This is a genomic window from Bilifractor sp. HCP3S3_D3 (assembly GCF_052063915.1).
Classification (GTDB): domain Bacteria; phylum Bacillota; class Clostridia; order Lachnospirales; family Lachnospiraceae; genus Bilifractor.
Genome location: NZ_JBQHWP010000005.1, coordinates 42,297 through 60,206, shown reverse-complemented (window position 1 = coordinate 60,206; position 17,910 = coordinate 42,297). Strand labels below are relative to the sequence as shown.

16 protein-coding genes are annotated in these 17,910 nt (G+C 50.9%); 1 reads left to right on the top strand and 15 read right to left on the bottom strand.

The genetic code is table 11. The features are described 5' to 3' along the window. The 12 genes from ACTNDI_RS04275 to ACTNDI_RS04220 form a co-directional block, all read right to left on the bottom strand. A complete protein-coding gene (locus tag ACTNDI_RS04275) occupies positions 1–486 on the bottom strand; it encodes an ATP synthase F0 subunit B (RefSeq protein WP_441099519.1) in 486 nt (161 codons plus the stop codon). A 184-nt stretch (positions 487–670) separates the two neighbouring features. Continuing rightward, positions 671–883 carry an ATP synthase F0 subunit C gene (gene atpE / locus ACTNDI_RS04270; RefSeq protein ID WP_441099518.1) on the bottom strand — a complete coding sequence of 71 codons (213 nt, stop codon included), beginning with the start codon at positions 881–883 and terminating at the stop codon, positions 671–673. Positions 884–1,079: 196 nt separating this feature from the next. After that, positions 1,080–1,826 carry a F0F1 ATP synthase subunit A gene (locus ACTNDI_RS04265; RefSeq protein WP_441099626.1) on the bottom strand — a complete coding sequence of 249 codons (747 nt, stop codon included), beginning with the start codon at positions 1,824–1,826 and terminating at the stop codon, positions 1,080–1,082. 286 nt (positions 1,827–2,112) lie between these two features. Further along, complete coding sequence (locus ACTNDI_RS04260; RefSeq protein WP_441099517.1) at positions 2,113–2,790, bottom strand: endonuclease III domain-containing protein; 678 nt, start codon at positions 2,788–2,790, stop codon at positions 2,113–2,115. 129 nt (positions 2,791–2,919) lie between these two features. After that, entirely contained in the window at positions 2,920–5,337 is a 2,418-nt protein-coding gene (gene leuS, locus ACTNDI_RS04255; RefSeq protein ID WP_441099516.1) for a leucine--tRNA ligase, read from the bottom strand. 249 nt (positions 5,338–5,586) lie between these two features. Continuing rightward, on the bottom strand, positions 5,587–6,291 hold the full coding sequence (locus ACTNDI_RS04250) for a hypothetical protein (RefSeq protein WP_441099515.1): 705 nt from the start codon (positions 6,289–6,291) through the stop codon (positions 5,587–5,589). A gap of 17 nt (positions 6,292–6,308) precedes the next feature. Then, positions 6,309–6,482, bottom strand: a complete 174-nt coding sequence (locus ACTNDI_RS04245; RefSeq protein ID WP_441099514.1) for a hypothetical protein — start codon at positions 6,480–6,482, stop codon at positions 6,309–6,311. 137 nt (positions 6,483–6,619) lie between these two features. Continuing rightward, positions 6,620–6,901 (bottom strand): hypothetical protein, encoded by a 282-nt coding sequence (locus tag ACTNDI_RS04240; protein WP_441099513.1) that lies wholly within the window; start codon positions 6,899–6,901, stop codon positions 6,620–6,622. Between the two features lie 105 nt (positions 6,902–7,006). Next, positions 7,007–7,606, bottom strand: coding sequence for an AAA family ATPase (locus ACTNDI_RS04235; protein WP_441099512.1), 600 nt, complete (start codon positions 7,604–7,606; stop codon positions 7,007–7,009). 60 nt (positions 7,607–7,666) lie between these two features. After that, positions 7,667–9,652: a TRAP transporter permease gene (locus tag ACTNDI_RS04230; protein WP_441099511.1), complete on the bottom strand. Its 1,986-nt coding sequence runs from the start codon at positions 9,650–9,652 to the stop codon at positions 7,667–7,669. 72 nt (positions 9,653–9,724) lie between these two features. Then, entirely contained in the window at positions 9,725–10,699 is a 975-nt protein-coding gene (locus ACTNDI_RS04225; protein WP_441099510.1) for a TAXI family TRAP transporter solute-binding subunit, read from the bottom strand. A 63-nt stretch (positions 10,700–10,762) separates the two neighbouring features. Beyond that, positions 10,763–12,631 carry a serine hydrolase domain-containing protein gene (locus tag ACTNDI_RS04220; RefSeq protein ID WP_441099509.1) on the bottom strand — a complete coding sequence of 623 codons (1,869 nt, stop codon included), beginning with the start codon at positions 12,629–12,631 and terminating at the stop codon, positions 10,763–10,765. Between the two features lie 298 nt (positions 12,632–12,929). On the opposite strand from ACTNDI_RS04220, the gene ACTNDI_RS04215 reads away from it, so the two are divergent. Then, on the top strand, positions 12,930–13,910 hold the full coding sequence (locus ACTNDI_RS04215) for an SDR family NAD(P)-dependent oxidoreductase (protein WP_441099508.1): 981 nt from the start codon (positions 12,930–12,932) through the stop codon (positions 13,908–13,910). Positions 13,911–14,229: 319 nt separating this feature from the next. Here ACTNDI_RS04215 and ACTNDI_RS04210 read toward each other — a convergent pair whose 3' ends face one another. From ACTNDI_RS04210 to ACTNDI_RS04200, 3 genes are all read right to left on the bottom strand, one after another. Continuing rightward, positions 14,230–15,831 (bottom strand): xylulokinase, encoded by a 1,602-nt coding sequence (locus tag ACTNDI_RS04210; protein ID WP_441099507.1) that lies wholly within the window; start codon positions 15,829–15,831, stop codon positions 14,230–14,232. A 111-nt stretch (positions 15,832–15,942) separates the two neighbouring features. After that, positions 15,943–16,644 carry an L-ribulose-5-phosphate 4-epimerase gene (locus tag ACTNDI_RS04205; RefSeq protein ID WP_441099506.1) on the bottom strand — a complete coding sequence of 234 codons (702 nt, stop codon included), beginning with the start codon at positions 16,642–16,644 and terminating at the stop codon, positions 15,943–15,945. A 160-nt stretch (positions 16,645–16,804) separates the two neighbouring features. Beyond that, positions 16,805–17,899 (bottom strand): GntR family transcriptional regulator, encoded by a 1,095-nt coding sequence (locus ACTNDI_RS04200; RefSeq protein WP_441099505.1) that lies wholly within the window; start codon positions 17,897–17,899, stop codon positions 16,805–16,807. Positions 17,900–17,910: the final 11 nt, after the last annotated feature.

The window sequence follows — 17,910 nt, the reverse complement described above, 5'->3', positions numbered from 1 at the left end:
TCAGTCTTTCTTATCTTTATTCGCTGAGACCTTCTTCAGGAAGGCATCATACATCTTATCGTCATCCTCAGCCTCTGCGATTCTGGCAGCGGCATCCTTAACCATCTCAACAATGTCTTCCTCAGCTTTGTGCTTCTGGTCTGTCGTCTCTGCAGCTGCTTTGGCTCTGGCATCATTAATGATCTTGTCAGCGTCTGCTTTGGCCGAATCGACAATACGGTCGTATTCCACGTTTGCCTTTGCTCTTGCCTCATCAGCAGCTTTCTTTTTCTCATCATCAATGCTCTTGATTGTATCCTCATACTGTGTCTTGAGAGCATTGGCATCATTCTGTGCCTTTTCTGCGTCCGTGTAGGACTTCTCAATGTCTTTTGCTCTCTGATCGAGGATCTTGTGTACTCTTCCAAAAAGGAACTTTTTAAGAAGGAAATACAGAATCAGAAGATCGATGACCGTCCATAAAACATTTAAATCAAAACGTAACATGTCTTCTCCTAAGTTGTTCCGTACTCTGATACGAAATCATTGTCACTGAAATTTATTTACGCGAACAGTGAGCCGCAGCCGAATGCGAAGTATTCGTGTGCGGCGAGCGTCGCGATAGCGGGATAAAACTCGCGCAGCGTGTTTTATCTCGTTTCAGAATAACCGAAGCATTTTCCGATATGGCTTATGCTACAAACAGAATCATCAGACCCAGTACAAAACCGTAAATAGCGGTTGCCTCTGCAAGTGCGGATCCGAGAAGAAGGTTTCTCATGATTTTGTTGTCAGCTTCCGGCTGCTTTGCGATAGCGTCTGTTGCATGTCCGGTTGCGATACCGATTCCAAGTCCTGCGCCGATACAAGCGAGTGCTGCAATTCCTGCTCCAAGTGCTGTCATTTTTTCTTTCCTCCTGTAATCTTCCGGCATAAGACCGGAAATTCTTCTCAATACTCCCCGGAGCATCCCGGGAATTCATACACGGATTCTATCCGTAAAAATAATGGATTGAACGTTGACTTTAAATAATTGACTATGTAAATGATTGTGACCAGTGAATACATCTGACCGCGATCTGCGTTCTCGCCGGAACAGCTTACGCGGCAACGGCAACAGCTTTCTTTTTTCTCTTTCTGGTCTTTTTCTTCTTCGGTTCTTCCGGAGTGATTTCTGCCGCCTCAGCGATAAACAGTGAGGTAAGGAATACGAATACGTATGCCTGAATCATTCCATCGAAGATATCAAAGTAGAAGCTGAAGATAAGTGGAACTCCTACCGGAATCAGATTTTCGATCAATGTCATGATGACATAGGATCCGAGTACGTTACCAAAAAGTCGCATGCAAAGTGAAAGCGGACGGATAAATACCTCCAGGATATTAATCGGTGTAACAATTCCGACCGGCTGTGTGAAACTCTTCAGCCATCCCAGAACGCCCTTCCGCTTAATACCTGCCGCCTCAATCAGCACAATGCTCATTATGGCAAGTGCAGCCGTCACATCCAGATCCTTCGTCGGAGGCTTCATTCCAAGAAGTCCTATAATGTTGGAAAGACCGATAAACATGATGACCGTCATCAGATATTCCGCATACTCTCCCGCGTCGGGACCGAGCATACCCTTGATCGTCTTCTCCAGCCAGGTTACAAATGCTTCAACCGCAACCTGTCTCTTCCCCGGGTTCCGAACTTTCATTCCATGAGTCAGCCAGAGTGCAAGTGCTAAAAGAATACCCATGACGATCCAGGAAACCACAACGGATTCAGCAATATGTATACCCCCGAAGACAGGGATCACAAATGCGTCCTGGACCTTAAGATCTTCCACAAGCTTCTGTGCCATACTCATTCTCACCACCTTCTTTCTAACGTGTTACTGCTGAAGCATTCAGGGTAAACCCAGCGAGGCATTCCGCAGCTGATACATTTTGTTGCTCCCCGTTTCCGGGGTATCGCGCAGTATGCGCGCATAAAAATAATCACCGGCAATTTTACAGTCAAGCAAGATGGCTCTGATTGCAAGTGATTACTTTATTATTTTTTTATCACTTTCATTTACGATAGTCAATAATTACAACAGCTGACTTATAGTCAAATCGACGCTTATTACGGTCAAAAGTAGACAGGTGTCACTGTGCGGCTTCGGTGCTGCCATACCTGCAGATATCCTTCAGACAGCAGATCCCGCACTTCGGGTGCCTTGCGACGCAGACTGCCCGTCCGTGATTGACGAATCTGTGACAGAGATCGCTGCCTTCCTCCGGAGGAATGATTTTCCACAGTTCTCTCTCGACCTTTGCCGGCTCCCTGATATTGTCCACAAGACCGATCAGATTGCAGAGGCGGATGCAGTGTGTATCTGTGACGATGGCAGGCTTTCCGAAGACGTCTCCCATCACCAGATTGGCACTCTTTCTTCCTACACCGGGGAGCTTCAGAAGCTCCCCCATCGTATCCGGGACACGATCATGATATTGTTCGTGCAGCATCCGCATGCAGCCGGAGATATCTCTGGCCTTGCTCGGCCCCAGGCCGCAGGGTCTGACAATCTCTTCGATCTCCGCCGGTTCGGCAGCTGCCAGAGCTGCAACCGACGGAAACTTTGCAAAGAGCTTCGGCGTGATCATATCTACCCGCTTATCTGTACACTGTGCTGCCAGCCGGACACTTACCAACAGCTGCCAGGCATCCTCATATGCCAGCGTGCAATGAGCGTCCGGATATTCTTTCTTCAGACGCCGGATCACCTCCAGCGCCAGCTTTTTCTTCTGTTCAAGCTCCGGACCGTCCGTTTCCTTCTTCACCATACGTTATCTGTCCTGTTCTGAAAAGCGGATGAGACACCTGCTCCCATGATGAGAAGCAATTTTGTGGGATACAAGTTGTCTGTCCTGTTCTGAAAAGCAGGTGAGACACCTGCTTCTGATGATTGCCGGTTATTTGCGGATTACAAAGTTTATGATTCTGCCGGGAACGTATACTTCCTTGACAATTGTGGCGCCCTCCAGGAATTTTGCCACATTCGGCTCAGCCTTGGCGGCCGCAAGAGCGTCCTCCCTGCTGATATCCGCCGCAAGCTGTACGGTTCCTCTCACCTTTCCGTTGACCTGAACGCCAAGCTCGATGACAGAATCCTTCGCCTTCTCCTCGCTGTATTCCGGCCAGGAGGAGAGGGTGATAAAGATTTTGCCGTCCGGGTTCATTCCGATATACTGCCAGATCTCTTCGGCAATGTGCGGCGCGAACGGGGAAAGCAGCTTGATGAAGGTGATCAGGTCATCCTTTGTGATGCTCCCCGCCTTATAGAATTCATTGATCAGCGACATCATCGCCGCAATGGCGGTGTTGAACTTCATGTTGTCAATATCTTCCGTAACCTTACGGATCGTCTTGTGAAGGCTGTTCTCAAGCTTCGGATCTTCCTTTTCCGCGGTCATGATATCCGTAAGTCCCGCCACACGGTCAAGAAATCTTTTACAGCCGCGAACCGCCTCGTCACTCCACGGAGCAGCGCTCTGATAATCTCCCATGAACATGACATAGGTGCGAAGCGTATCCGCCCCGTAAAGCTTTACGATATCCAGCGGATCAATGACATTTCCCTTGGATTTGGACATCTTCTCGCCGTCCGCGCCGAGAATCATTCCCTGATAGGTTCTTTTTGCGTACGGCTCCGGTGTGTTCACCTCACCGATATCATACAGGAATCTGTGCCAGAATCTGGAGTAAAGCAGATGACGCGTCACATGCTCCATACCTCCGTTATACTGATCGACAGGCATCCAATATTCCAGCTTCTTCCGGTCAGCAAATGCCTTGTCATTGTGCGGATCACAGAAACGAAGGAAATACCAGGAAGATCCTGCCCACTGCGGCATCGTATCGGTCTCGCGCTTTGCCGGTCCGCCACACTTCGGGCAGGTGCAGTTTACAAAGCTGTCGATCTTGGCCAGAGGGGACTGCCCGTCGGTACCCGGTTCAAAATTCTTGACCGGCGGAAGCTCCAGAGGAAGCTCATCCTCCGGAACGGCAACGGTGCCGCACTTCGGACAGTGAATCAGCGGGATCGGCTCGCCCCAGTACCGCTGACGATTGAACGCCCAGTCCTTCATCTTGTACTGAACGCCCTTGTGCCCGATTCCCTCTTCCTCGATATGCTTCAGCATCGCTTCAATGGAATCCTTCTTATTGGTAAAGCCGTTCAGGAATCCGGAATTGATCATCTCTCCGTCTCCGGTATAGGCTTCCTTTGAGATGTCTCCTCCCTTGATGACCTGCACAATGTCCATTCCGAACTTCTTTGCGAAATCATAGTCACGCTGATCATGCGCCGGAACAGCCATGATCGCTCCTGTTCCGTATCCCATCATGACATAGTCGGCGATGAAGAGCGGAATTTCCTTGCCGGTAATCGGATTGACTGCCGTCAGTCCGTCGATCTTCACACCTGTCTTGTCCTTTACCAGCTGGGTACGCTCGAATTCCGTCTTCTTTGCGCTTTCTCTGCGATACTCCTCGACCGCGTCCCAGTTGCGGATTCTATCCTTATATTTGTCGAGAACCGGGTGCTCCGGCGCCACCACCATGAAGGTTACGCCGTACAAGGTATCGCACCGCGTAGTATAAATCTCGAGCTTCTCATCGGTTCCGGCAAGACGGAAGTTCACAAACGCTCCTGTGGATTTTCCAATCCAGGCGATCTCCTGCTGCTTGATGCTTTCCGGATAGTCCACATGATTCAGACCTTCCAGAAGCTTGTCAGCATAATCGGTGATCCGGAGGAACCATACATCCTTCGGCAGCTGCACAACATCGCTGTGGCAGATGTCGCATTTACCTCCCTGAGAATCCTCATTGGACAGAACAACCTTACAGTGCGGGCAGTAGTTGACCAGTGTCTTGGAGCGGAATACCAGTCCGTGCTCGAATAATTTTTCGAAGATCCACTGGGTCCATTTATAGTAGTCCTTATGTGAGGTGGCGATCACGCGGCTCCAGTCGAAGGAAAATCCGACCTTGCGGAGCTGATCGGAGAAATGGGCAATGTTTTTCTCTGTGATGTCATGAGGATGCGTGTTCGTCTTTATCGCGTAGTTCTCCGCCGGAAGGCCGAACGAATCGAATCCGATCGGGAAGAGAACATTATAGCCCTGCATTCTCTTCTTCCGGGAGATAACCTCAATGCTGGAGTATGCCTTAATGTGTCCGACATGCATACCTGCTCCTGACGGGTAAGGGAATTCCACCAGCCCGTACCACTTCGGCTTATCAGAAAAATCGACCGCCTTGAAAGCGTCATTTTCCTCCCATGCCTTCTGCCATTTCGGCTCAACGGTATTAAAATCGTATTTCATCTTCTGCACCTTCTTCTCTGATAAAATGCGCGGCCTCATCATACTGCCACGTCTGTTTTACGCGTAATTCTTTTTATTATGTCCCATTTTCCACCTTGGTGTCAACTCTTAACAGGCATTTGTCTGCGCACAGCCGGAAAAACCGGAAAGTCCTGACACAATAGTCAGAAAAAGCTGTACCCCTCTGCTCTTTAAACATTGCTCCAACCATTCTTGAAAGAAACATTGCTCCAACCATTCTTAAAAGCTTCAGCTTCTTTTTTTATAGTTCGAGCGAAGAAGCCACTTCTGATCGATTTTACGCACCGCATCCGGAAAGCGAATGGTCAGACGCACGGACCCCGTCATCTGTTCGAGATCCTCAATCGTTCCGGGGCCGAACTTCGGATGAACCACAGTATCACCCTTCCTGTAGCGGATCGTCCGGTTCCTGCTGTCCTCGGCCTCCCTCTTCCGATGAGCAAGATCGAGGAGCGCGGTGTGCGGATTTTTCCATGGGTTATTCAATGCCTTCTCATAGTCGTGCTTCTCTCTTCCCTTTCCGAACCGGTAGTACTCACTTGGAGCCGCTCCGACCAGAGAGCAGCAGTATTTCCAGGCGCTTCCATGGAGACCGCTCCGGAACCGGTATTCCTTCGGAATATCCATGTGAAACTGCATGTAGTGGGCATACTCATGTCTGTACAAATCCAGTTTGTCTTCCCTGTGCAGGGAATCTCTGCTCAAAAATCCCACAAACACAAGGGAAAAGTAGAAGCTCTCCTCCTGTCCATTCCCGGACGGTGTATAAGCTCCAAGTCTTTCTTCATCGAATCCGAATTCAATCGGTACTTCTGCCGCATGCAGACCAAATTTCCGGTCCAGACTCCGGTAAAGCGCCAGAATCTCCGCCTTTAATGCCGGGATCTCCTTCCGAAGCTGCCTCTTGGCGTTCTCACTAATCGAATCATCCATTTTCTTTCTTCCTTTAATCACAGTTCAAAACCGCCATGCCCCGCAAGCGGGGCGCCAAATACGGTATAAGCTGCGGATTGCTCGTGCTTCGCGCTCCCCGCAATCCTCCAGGTGACCGGCTTCGCCGGTCTGGCGCGGCGTTCGCTCCACAGCTTCCCCATCACCTTGCTGCTCCAAAGCTTCCGTGTCACTTTGCTGCTCCAAAGCTTCCGCGTCACTTTGCTGCTCCAAAGCTTCCGTGCCGATAACCGGTATGAGCATGGAAAAGTGCAAAGCACCGCTCCATGCTCATACCTGTTGACGTTACTAAAGTTCTTGTCCGGCAGATTCAGCCCTGATTCTCCGTCTGGTTTTTCTCTCTGTCCTGTTCGTACATTCTGCCTCTTGCAAAGCCCTCACAAAAGATAATGAAGGAATCCGCGTCCGGCGCTGCAAAATGCTTTGCCATTCGCTCCAGAACCTCCACATCGCGCAGCGTGAGATTATACTTGTTCAGCTTCTGAACGACTGCCGCGCTCTCCGCGACTCTTCCGCATACCAGCTTCGCATGTTCACGGTCCGACTCATTCGCATACTCATTAAAGAAATCATCACTCATTTGAAAATTCATATCTTCTCCTCCCTTCCTCTCCGACTGTAATGTCCGGTGCGCTTCAGATAACAGATGCCTTCATCTCCGGCTCCCATGTCCGGTGCACTTCAGACAACAGACACTTTATTTTCTCAGGATCTCACTGAGGATCTGAATACACTGCCTGACACCGACAGCTCCCGTATCAATACAAATATTATAATTGGAAATGTGTCCCATCTCAACCCCGGTGTAGGTCTTGTAGTAGATTTCACGAAGCTGTTCCTTTCTGAATGCTGCCTTCTTTGCGTCAAGGCCTTTATTCTCCTCAAGTTCCGCGGCTCTGCGGATTCTGTGCTCCTCATCCGCATACAGAAAGACCCGGAAAGCCGGGATACCGGCCTCTGTCAGGATGTGATCTGCGCATCTGCCGACGATGATGCAGGGTTCCTCCGCAAGCTTCAGGACTACCTCTTTCTGCGCCTCAAAGATTCTGTCGTGCGAACTCGGATAGGAGGCAGCATTGTTCAGCAGATCATTCATGAACTTGCCTGCCCTGCTGAGATCCTCTCCCTCGCGCTTGATATCTTCCTCGGAGAAGCCGCTCTGCTCGGCAGTTTTCCGGACCACATCCTTATCATAATACGGGATTCCCAGTTCCTCCGACAATCCCTTCGCCACGGTGCGTCCATATGCGGCATACTGACGGCTGATCGTAATCACAGGATACCTTAACTCAGTCATAATTTTCCTTTCCGCGCGGTCCGGATCCGCCGGCCGCGTCATTCAAAAATGGTGCAGACATCACGAAACCGCTGCACTCTTTCTTCGCTTTCCGTACTGAATCAGCAGACAAATCACAACAATGCACAGACCTGCCACATCGGTAAGCGTTCCGGGGTGAATCAGCAGCAGGCCACCCGCCGCAATGATCACCCGCATCACCGGATGCATACAGGAGAAGCAATATCCCTCGAATGAAGCGGCAATGCCGAAGATACCGATGGCCGCAGTGATCGCAATCCTTACGACAGTCAGCGCGGATGTATCAATCAGCAGCATGGCCGGGTTGTAGCAGAACATATAGGGTACAATAAACACCGCAATCGCTAGCTTCGAGGCATTAAACGCTGTCTTCATCGGATTGCTCTTTGCGATCGCGGATCCCGCGTAGGCAGCAAGCGCAACCGGAGGTGTAATATCCGCTACGATTCCAAAATAGAACACAAAGAAATGCGCCGCGAGAATCGGCACTCCCATCCGGATCAGAATCGGTGCGGTCGTCGCCGCCATGATACAGTAGTTTGCCGTCGTAGGTACACCCATCCCCAGGATGATGCAGCAGACCATGGTCAGAAGAAGCGCGATGATCAGTTTATTCCCGGCCACTCCGACGATCGCGTTAATCAGATCATTCGCCAGTCCCGTCATTGTGATCGATCCCGAAATGATTCCCGCAACTCCGCAGGCAGCCGCCACCGTGATGGTGCTCCGCCCTCCTGCCTCCAGCGCATCAATAATTTTATGGGGAGTGATCCGGTTATCCCTGTCGAACAGGCTGACCACGATGGAAAGAACAATGGCAAGAGAAGCCGCTTTCTGCATGGTCATGAAGTTTCCGGATACCCAGATGACGAGCATCACCAGCGGAAGCAGCAGATAGATCTTCTTCATCAGTTTGCCCGCGCGCGGAAGCTGCTCCTTGGGAATACCATGAAGATTCAGCTTTTTTGCCTCCAGATGAACCGAAATAAAAATTCCCATGAAATACAGAATCGCCGGGAGAACCGCTCTTCCGATGATATCTGAGTATGGAACACCGACGAAGTCGGCCATCAGAAATGCTGCGGCTCCCATGATCGGAGGCATGATCTGTCCTCCGGTAGAGGCCGCGGCCTCTACCGCTCCGGCAAACTCCGGACGGTAACCGGTCTTCTTCATCATTGGAATCGTCACGGAACCGGTGGTCACCGTGTTGCCGACCGATGATCCGGAAACCATGCCGCAGAGCGCCGAGGATATGACCGCTACCTTTGCCGGTCCTCCCGCAAATCTTCCCGCCACACAATTTGCCAGATCAATAAAGAAATTGGAGATTCCGGTCCTCTCCAGAAACGCGCCGAAGATAATGAACACGACGATGTACTTGGAGCAAACGTTGACCGGAGTCGAAAAAATTCCCTCCTTCGTATAAAACAGATTCCGGATCAGATACTTCAGCCGCCCGAAAAAGTCGGGGTTCGTCAGTCCGTAGGTCAGTGCATAGATAACGAAAGCCGCCGCGACAATCAAAATCGGAAGTCCCACGCACCTTCTTGTAATCTCGACGAGTGCGGCAATACCGACAATGCCGATGATGATCTGATACCACTGAAACCGGGTACCCTGATTGATGATGGTGTTCGCGGAAAACGTAAAATAAAAGAATGATGCCGCACCCGCAATCATGAAGATGATATCACCGAGCGGCATGTAATTTTCCTTCTGAATTCCCTTCTTCGAAGGATAGATCAGAAATCCCATCAGGATGACCAGCCCGAGAAAGGATGTCAGACGGATTTCCTCCAGAAAGGTGGCAAACAGGGTCACATAGATGCACCAGATCGAAAAAGCCGCCAGAATTGCTGTGATCATCATCTTCGGTTTCCCGGTCCATATCCTGGTATTGGATTCCCGGTCGTATTTCCGCATCAGCGCGTCGAGATCATCCTTTACGGCGCCCTGACCGTCCCCGTTCGTTACTTCCGCACCGGAAGCTCCCGGCTTTATCTTTTCTTTTGAATCGTTCAATCTTATCTCCTCCTCATTTGAATCGAACAGACAGGCATTCTGCGAGAATATTCGTTCATTTCATGTCTCAGCTTATTCTTCCGTATTCACGGTGTAGCCCTGTTCTTTATAATATCTTGCAGCGCCCTCATGATACGGGACTGTCGTAATACTTGTCGCCGTCTTCAGATTCAGCTCCTCGCCTCTCGCATTCTCCTTCGCGATTTCCTTCGCGTTTGAGAATATTGCCCTGGTCAGATCATAGACCGTGTCCGCGTCCGCGGATGCCGATACGATCACGGTCGCAAGCACGGTAATCGTATCAATATCCTTCTTCTGCCCCGGATAGGTGCCGGCGGGAATAGAATAGGATTCATAATACGGACATTTCTCCATGATGGAATCCCGGACCTCTCCGTCAATATTCACAAAGTTCACTCCGTTGGTCGTTGCGAGCTCGGTGATCGCCGAGGTTGGTGCACCCGCGACGATAAAGGCGGCATCGATCTTGCCGTCTTTGAGAGATTCCTTGGAATCCTCAAAAGACTGGTACTGCGGTTTGATATCGTCGATGTCCAACCCCGCTCCGGCAAGAACGTCAATCGCGTTGAAATATACTCCGGATCCGGCTTCTCCGATAGATACGCTCTTGCCCTTCAGATCCGATACACTTTGAATATCCTTATCCATGGTGATCAGCTGAACCGTCTCCGCGTAGAGCGCACCGAGCACACGGAAGGAATGCGTCCCGCCGTCCTTTTCAAACGCACGCGTACCGTCCCAGCCGTATGACATCACGTCCGACTGCGTGAATCCGAGCTGAAAATCTCCGTCCTGGATGCTCTGGATATTCACCTTGGAACCTCCCGTAGAAACAGCTGTTACACGGACATTCGCGTAATTCTTCATATATTGGGCCAGAACACCGCCGTACGAATAATACGTTCCTGCCGTTCCTCCGGTACCGAACATCATCCTCTCCTTATACTGTGTGCAGCCTGTCATGCTCACCGAGACAGCCAGTACAAGCAGCACACACAGCATTCGGAATCCTTTTTGTTTTCTCATGATATAAATCTCTCCCTCAAATTATTTGTTCACTTGTCTGGCCATGACATTGACCGTGAAACGTCAAATTCCCTCCCTGGAATTCTCATCTGCAGCCGACATGACATGACCGATATCCCTGGGATGGATCGCCGCCTGCAGGGACTCATCAAGAAGATCCCGTCCTCCCTGCTCCACAAACTGGCGTATAAACGGAAGCTTCAGGAAATCCGGATCTTCGCCGGAGTAACGGATGGCATCCGCGATAACCGCGTCGCCCGGCGTCTCCGAGAAGCGTGCCAGAACATCCTCCCCGTCAAAGTAAAGATTGATTTTTCGTGTGCAGGCTTCTTCCAGAAAAGCGATTTCCAGAAGCAGAACCACGTGATCGTACTCATCCGTCGCAATCCGCCCGGTGGTTCCGATATAATACGGTTCTCCATGCAGTACAATCTCACTGATCTCGGGTCTCTCAAATCCCACATTGACATGATGAACGTCATCTCCCTCGTATAGAAGAACGACCATCGTATCCTCAACCCTCTGAAATCCGATCTTTTGAATGCCGTCCGTGTAGTTATTGTGCGTTACCTGGCACACCAGTGGAAAAATACCTGCTCTGCCTTTTTCCATCACGTAGGTGTGTGCGTCCAGAACGTCCAGCATCTCAGAAGGAGACATCACGGTGGATTTTTTCGACCACAAACCCCAGCCCTTTCTTCTCCTCCGCTTCTTATGATACACCGGTATCTCTGCCAGATTCTGCTTCGCTGCCTCTGAAAGAACCGCGCTTCCGACACCGGAACCACCGAAGGTATCATATCCGCTGTACTCGGCAATGGTACTCATCAGCTTGCGAAGAGCCGTAGGATTCTCCGCCAGGGGACCATCCGAAGCCACAAAAGATGCGCCCCAGTACCGCCTCATAATTTCAGTCAGATTGCCCTCCTGGAACAGTTCTCTGTTGCCCGCGTTAACCATGAGGATCATATCCAGATCCGGGTAGCAGATGACATCCTGCCCGAACAGCCCGTTCATGGCATATCCACCCGGACGCTCCTCCATCCATAGCTGATAGCCATAGCCGAACTTGCCGTTATCCACGTGAGATCTGGTCATCTCCTCTACCCAATGCTTCGGCACAAGCTGTTTTCCATTCCACTCGCCCTTGTTCAACAAAAGCTGACCAATCTTGCAGGCATCCTCCGGCCGGATGAAACAGCCCCATCCGCCCTTCGTGTATCCCATCGGACTTTTCTCCCAGAAAATCTCCCGGATTCCCATCGGGTCAAAGATCCTGTCCTTCAGGAAATCAAACATAGTCTGTCCGCTTTTCACTTGGATAGCCGCAGAAAGCATGAAGGAATTCATCGAATTATAATCAAACTTTGTTCCGGGATCCGACTTGAATCCCGCTGACATGAAATTCGTACACCAGTCGCTGCCATCCAATGCGCCAGACTCCGAATAATCCACCCCGCTTGTCATCTGAAGAAGATCCCGCACCGTGACCCGCTTGCGGCTGAACCGGCTAAGGAGCTTAATATTGGAAGGAAAAATCTCATCCAGTCCCTCGTTCAGAGTCAGCAGTCCCTCATGGATCGCCAATCCCGTCGCAATGCCGGTGAAGGTCTTGCACATGGAATAAGTCACGTGCCACATGCCACGCTGATAAGGCGCGAAGCTGCATTCACAGATCACCTTCCCGTGACGGATAACCATGGCCTGCTGAATAGCCGCCTCCGGATCATCATGAAGAGAAATCAAATACTCCCTGATATGATTCGAAGAAATCCCCTGCGATTCCGGAGTCGCCCGCTCAAAAGGCTGCTCCACAGGCTTACCCTCAAAATGCGGCTTCTGCGGCACAAAATCAATCTTGCCGATCTGCCCCGTCTGCCTCGCCAGAATCCGAAATAAAAGTTGAATAAAAGAAAACCTGAACTCTGCCATATCTCTCCCCATGATGTATACTGTACTGTATAAAGTCGTCGTCAAGCGGGCAGTTTTGGGCATGCGAAGCATGCACAGAAAACTGCATGCTTGAACGACGCTAACATGTATGAGCATGGAGCGGTGTGAAACACCGCGAAAATGCGAATACATGTGGCAGCTGCGAGAGTTGCGAAGCAACGAAGCAGCTGGCTTTATACAGTATGTGGTGATTTCAAATATCTGCCAGCGGCACGGAAGCTGCGAAGCAGCATTCAACCCGACACATATAGTAATGATAGCATAAACGGAGAACTATATGAATATTTTTACATGGATCCAGAAAATCTGGCACACCCTTTCCAGTATCTCAGGCAACGTTGTGACAGCCGCCTTCCTGATCTCCCTGATTGTCTTCCTTATTGAAAAATACAGATATCATTATAAAAGAGCGGCTTATAAAAAGGAAGAGAAATCTTTTTCCACAGATGGACGTATGCCGGAAGGCTCCGCTGTCCGCAAGGCAGCTGTCATAACTGGAGCCTCCAGCGGCCTCGGCCGGAAATACGCTCTGGCCATTGACCGAAATCCCGCGAAATACGATGTCACAGAATTCTGGCTGATTGCGAGGCGCAGAGACCGCCTTGAGGCTCTGGCAGCCGGGCTTCATCTCCCGGTGAAGGTTCTCTGCCTAGACCTGACAGATTCTGAAAACATCGACTTCCTTGAAAAATGTCTGGAACAGGAATCTGCATCCGCTGGAGGTTCCTCTGCCTTCACGGTTTCCATGCTTCTGAACTGTGCCGGCTATGGGAAATACGGTTCCTCGAGAGACATCGGAAGGCAGGAGGAATGCCGGATGATCGATACAAACGACAAGGCGTCGATCAGTGTCACTGCCGCCGTCATCCCGTATATGAATGCCGGAAGCCGGATCCTCGAAGTCTGTTCGGTCGCCGGTTTTCAGCCAATCCCGTTCTTTAACTGTTATGCCGCGTCCAAGTCTCTGCTCTATTCCTACAGCCGCGCGCTCCGGATCGAGCTTCTCAATTCAGGGATCAGTGTCACTGCCGTCTGCCCTTACTGGATCAAGGATACGGAATTTATAGCAAAGGCAGCCGGTAAGCAGAAAAACCTCTTTCTCGCTTCAACCGCCTCCCGTGTGGTCCGGATCTCTCTGTTCGATGTGCAGCACCACCACGCGCTCTCCACGCCAGGTCTTCTCTGCACGCTTGACCGCATCTTCGCAGGATGGATACCGGACGAGGTTCTTGCGTATATCATGACATTTTTCCTTTGACACTGTCTGACCGGAATATTCCCAGCCTCCTCTTTGTATCTGACATAAGGGGTTGTTCCCTCACACCAGAGATTCAATATCTGATCCATAGCGGCGATATGATATTCAGGACGAACGAGATAAAACACGCTGTGCGAGTTTTATCTCGCTATCGCGACGCTCGCCGCACACGAATACTTCGCATTCGGCTGCGGCTCACTGTTCGCGTAAATAAGGAAATGCCCGGTCCGCATTCCTCTCGAAATTCAGACCGGGCATTTCCCGCAAGTTCTCTTTTTATTGTTTTATCACACGTTTTTCTCTACTTATGAAAAATAAATCACCAGGAAAGATGATCAATAGCGGCCTTCTCCACCGCAATTCCCGCGCGGTAGTGTTCCGCGAACGTCTCGTATCCCGCCTCGTCCGCAGGATCCGGATCGATCGTAATTCCCTCCTGTCCGTCAAAAATCTTCTGTGACAGGTAATCGCCCAGTGAATCGTATTCGTTCGCGCCGCTGATCCGGTACGCTGCCAGTACAGCCATTCCCCATGGGCCACCCTCGCTGGCGGTCTTCATGACCGTCACCGGCACATGAATGGCGGCAGCCAGATACTTCTGCGCCACTCCTTCCGTTTTAAACAGCCCACCGTGACCGGTGATGCGGTCGATGTGCACATTCTCCTCCTTCAGGATATCCATCCCTAGCTTAACCGCAGCCAAAGAAGTATACAGATTCGCGCGCATCAGATTTGCCAGATTGAACCTGCTGTCCGGCATTCTGACATACAGCGGCCGTCCCTCGTTCAGCATGGTTACATTTTCACCCGAGTAATAGCCGTATGCCAGAAGTCCGCCGCAGTCCGGATCTCCCTTCAGCGAATTGGTGTAGAGCTTCTGATACAGTTCTCCCATATCCGTCTGAATTCCCATCAGTTCGCAGAACTCATGGAAAATTCCGACCCAGGCATTGAGGTCTGTTGTGCCGTTGTTCGCGTGAGACATCGCGCAGGGCGCGCCGTCCGGCGTCGTGACCATGTCAATTTCCCGGTGAAGCTTCTTCAGCGTCTGTCCCTTCTCCAGCACAATCATCGCAAACGTGCTGGTCCCCGCAGAAATATTACCGGTTCCCGGTGCGACGGAATTCGTGGAGACCATTCCGGTTCCCGCATCCCCTTCCGGCGGAGCCATCGGCACGCCCGGCTCCAGATTTCCGCTCTCATCCAGAAGGGCCGCCCCCTCCGCTGTCAGAGTCCCGGCATCCTCTCCCGCACACAGGACCTTCGGGAACAGATCTTCCGCGCGGAAGGAGTACCCGTGCTTCTGAAGGAGTCCGTCAAAAAGCTCCATCATGTGCGCGTCATAGTCCATTTTTGAGGTATCCATCGGGAAGATTCCAGACGCGTCTCCTGCGCCGGTCACCTTCCGACCCGTCAGCCGATAGTGCATATAAGAAGCAAGTGTGGTGACAAAATCCACCTTATCCAGATGTTTCTCATGATCCAGAACACACTGATACAGATGCGCTGATGTCCAGCGGAGCGGAATGTTGAAGTCAAACAATTCCGTCATCTCATCCGCTGCCGCCTGCGTATTTGTATTCCGCCATGTCTGGAACGGAGCAATCGTATGATCCTCCTGATCCAGCGCGATGTATCCATGCATCATGGCACTGATACCCAGCGCACCAAGCTTTCGGATCACAACGCCATACTTCTGTCTGACATTCTCCCGCAGCGAGGTATAACACCCCCGAAGGCCCCTGTCAATTTCCTCATAGCTGTAGGTCCAGATACCATCCCGCAGTTTATTTTCCCAGTCATACACACCTGTGCCGAGCACATTGCCGTCAAGGTCAATCAGAACCGCCTTGATTCTCGTCGAGCCGAACTCAATGCCAAGCGCCGTCTGTCCGGCAGCGATTTGTTCTCCTGCTCCCATATTCTCTCCCTTCTCCTTTCACACACAGCTCTTTTCTCTGTCTCAGACAGCTATTTCTCACCCAATCCCTGCAACTTACGGGGCTGCCATATAACCCCGGGGATCCCGGAGTCATTCCTCCTTCTGACCGTAGTACGCGCCTGCTCCGTGCTTGCGGAAATAATGCTTGTCCTGAAGCTCCTGCGGTGCCGGCTGCACCTTGGGATTGATGCATTCACAAAGCGCCGCCATTTTCGCCACTTCCTCTACGACAACAGCGTTGTGAACCGCTTCCTTTGCGTCCTTTCCCCAGGTAAATACCCCGTGATTCTTGCAGAGAACTCCCGGCACAGCGGCGGGATCTCTGTGATTTTCCTCAAAATCATCCGCGATCAGCACACCGGTATTGGTCTCGTAGGCCTCCTCGATTTCTTCTTTTGTCAGGTTTCTCACGCAGGGAATGTCCCCGTAAAAATAATCCGCGTGTGTTGTTCCATAGCAGGGGATTCCACGCCCTGCCTGTGCCCAGCTGGTCGCCCAGGTAGAATGCGTGTGAACAATTCCTCCGATTTCCGGAAAACGATTATACAGAACGGTATGTGTCGGCGTATCAGAGGAAGGGTTATAACGTCCTTCCACCTTCTCGCCCTTCAGATTTACCACAACCATATCCTCCGGCTTCAACTTCTGATAATCCACCCCGCTCGGCTTGATGACAAACAGGCCGCTCTCACGGTCAATCGCGCTGACATTTCCCCAAGTAAAGGTGACAAGATGATATTCCGGCAGAAGCAGATTCGCTTCCCAGACTTTCTTCTTTAATTCTTCCAGCATGATAAATTCTCCCGTATGTTATTCTTCTTTATTATTTGTATCGTCTGCAATCCCGCATAATTGTTCTGCGTTTTCACTGCAAAATTCTTCCGCGTTATTGTTCTGCGTTTTTCTCCTGCAAAAATTCTTCCGCGTTATTGCTCTGCGTTTTTCTTCTGTGTTACTGTTCTGATTTTTCGATCTTCCTCACGGATTCCCGGATCACCGGCTCAGCGTCATACAGATAATTCCCGTCGAAATCCGGATTTTCAATCATTTTCAAAAGATTTTCGGCGACGCGGATTCCGAGCTTTTCCTTCGGATGCGGAAACGAGGTAAAGGGAACACGACAGATCGACGCGAGATTGGAATCATCGATGGCGACCACAGAGATGTCCTCCGGTACCTTCACTCCGTGCGACAGCAGGATGTTGATCACCTCCATCGCCACCTCATCATTATAGCAGACAACCGCCGTACAGCCGGAAAGCCGGTACAACAGATAATCCTCCAGCCGGTGGATGTTCTGCTGCATGGAAGTATCATACCAGATTACGGAAAAACGCTCAAAAGGAATGTTGTTTCGCATAATTGCGTCGACATACCCCTGATAACGGAGCGGTCCCTGACCGTCGTCGGACTTGAATATTCCGGCTATTTTCCTGTGGCCGTTCCGGATCAGAAGTTCGGCCGCGTGGTCCGCGATCTTCCGGTCATCAATTCTGACGCACGGTACCTTCAGATCGGGATAAAAGGTATTGAAGAACAGAATCGGAATATGTCTGCTCAGAATCTCCTGATAATATGGAAGATTCGGATTCGGAAGTGCGCTCTGCGTAGCCTCCACAATAAATCCGTCAATATCACTTTTTTCAAGGATCGACTCCAGATTTCTTCTCTCAATATCCGGCCGGTTGTCTGTGAATGCCACCTGCGTCGTATAACCGGCATTCTGCAGAACGGAGACGATCCCTCTCAGAATCGGCGGGAAAATATAGCTTTCATTAAACGTGCTGAGCACGGCGATGTTCATGTACCGCTCTCTGCGAACCGGCTGGAAGGACGCGCCGATATAGGTGCCGCTTCCCTGGACACGGGTCAGAATATGTTCCTTCTCAAGCTCTCCCGTCGCGTGACGGATCGTCTGCCGGCTTAAACCGAACTTCTGACTGAGCTCCTTTTCAGACATCAGCTTGTCACCGTACCGGAGACTTCCATCCCGGATTCCCTCCTTGATCCATCGGATCACTGTCTGATATTTAGGCTGCTCTGTCATACTTTTTCCTC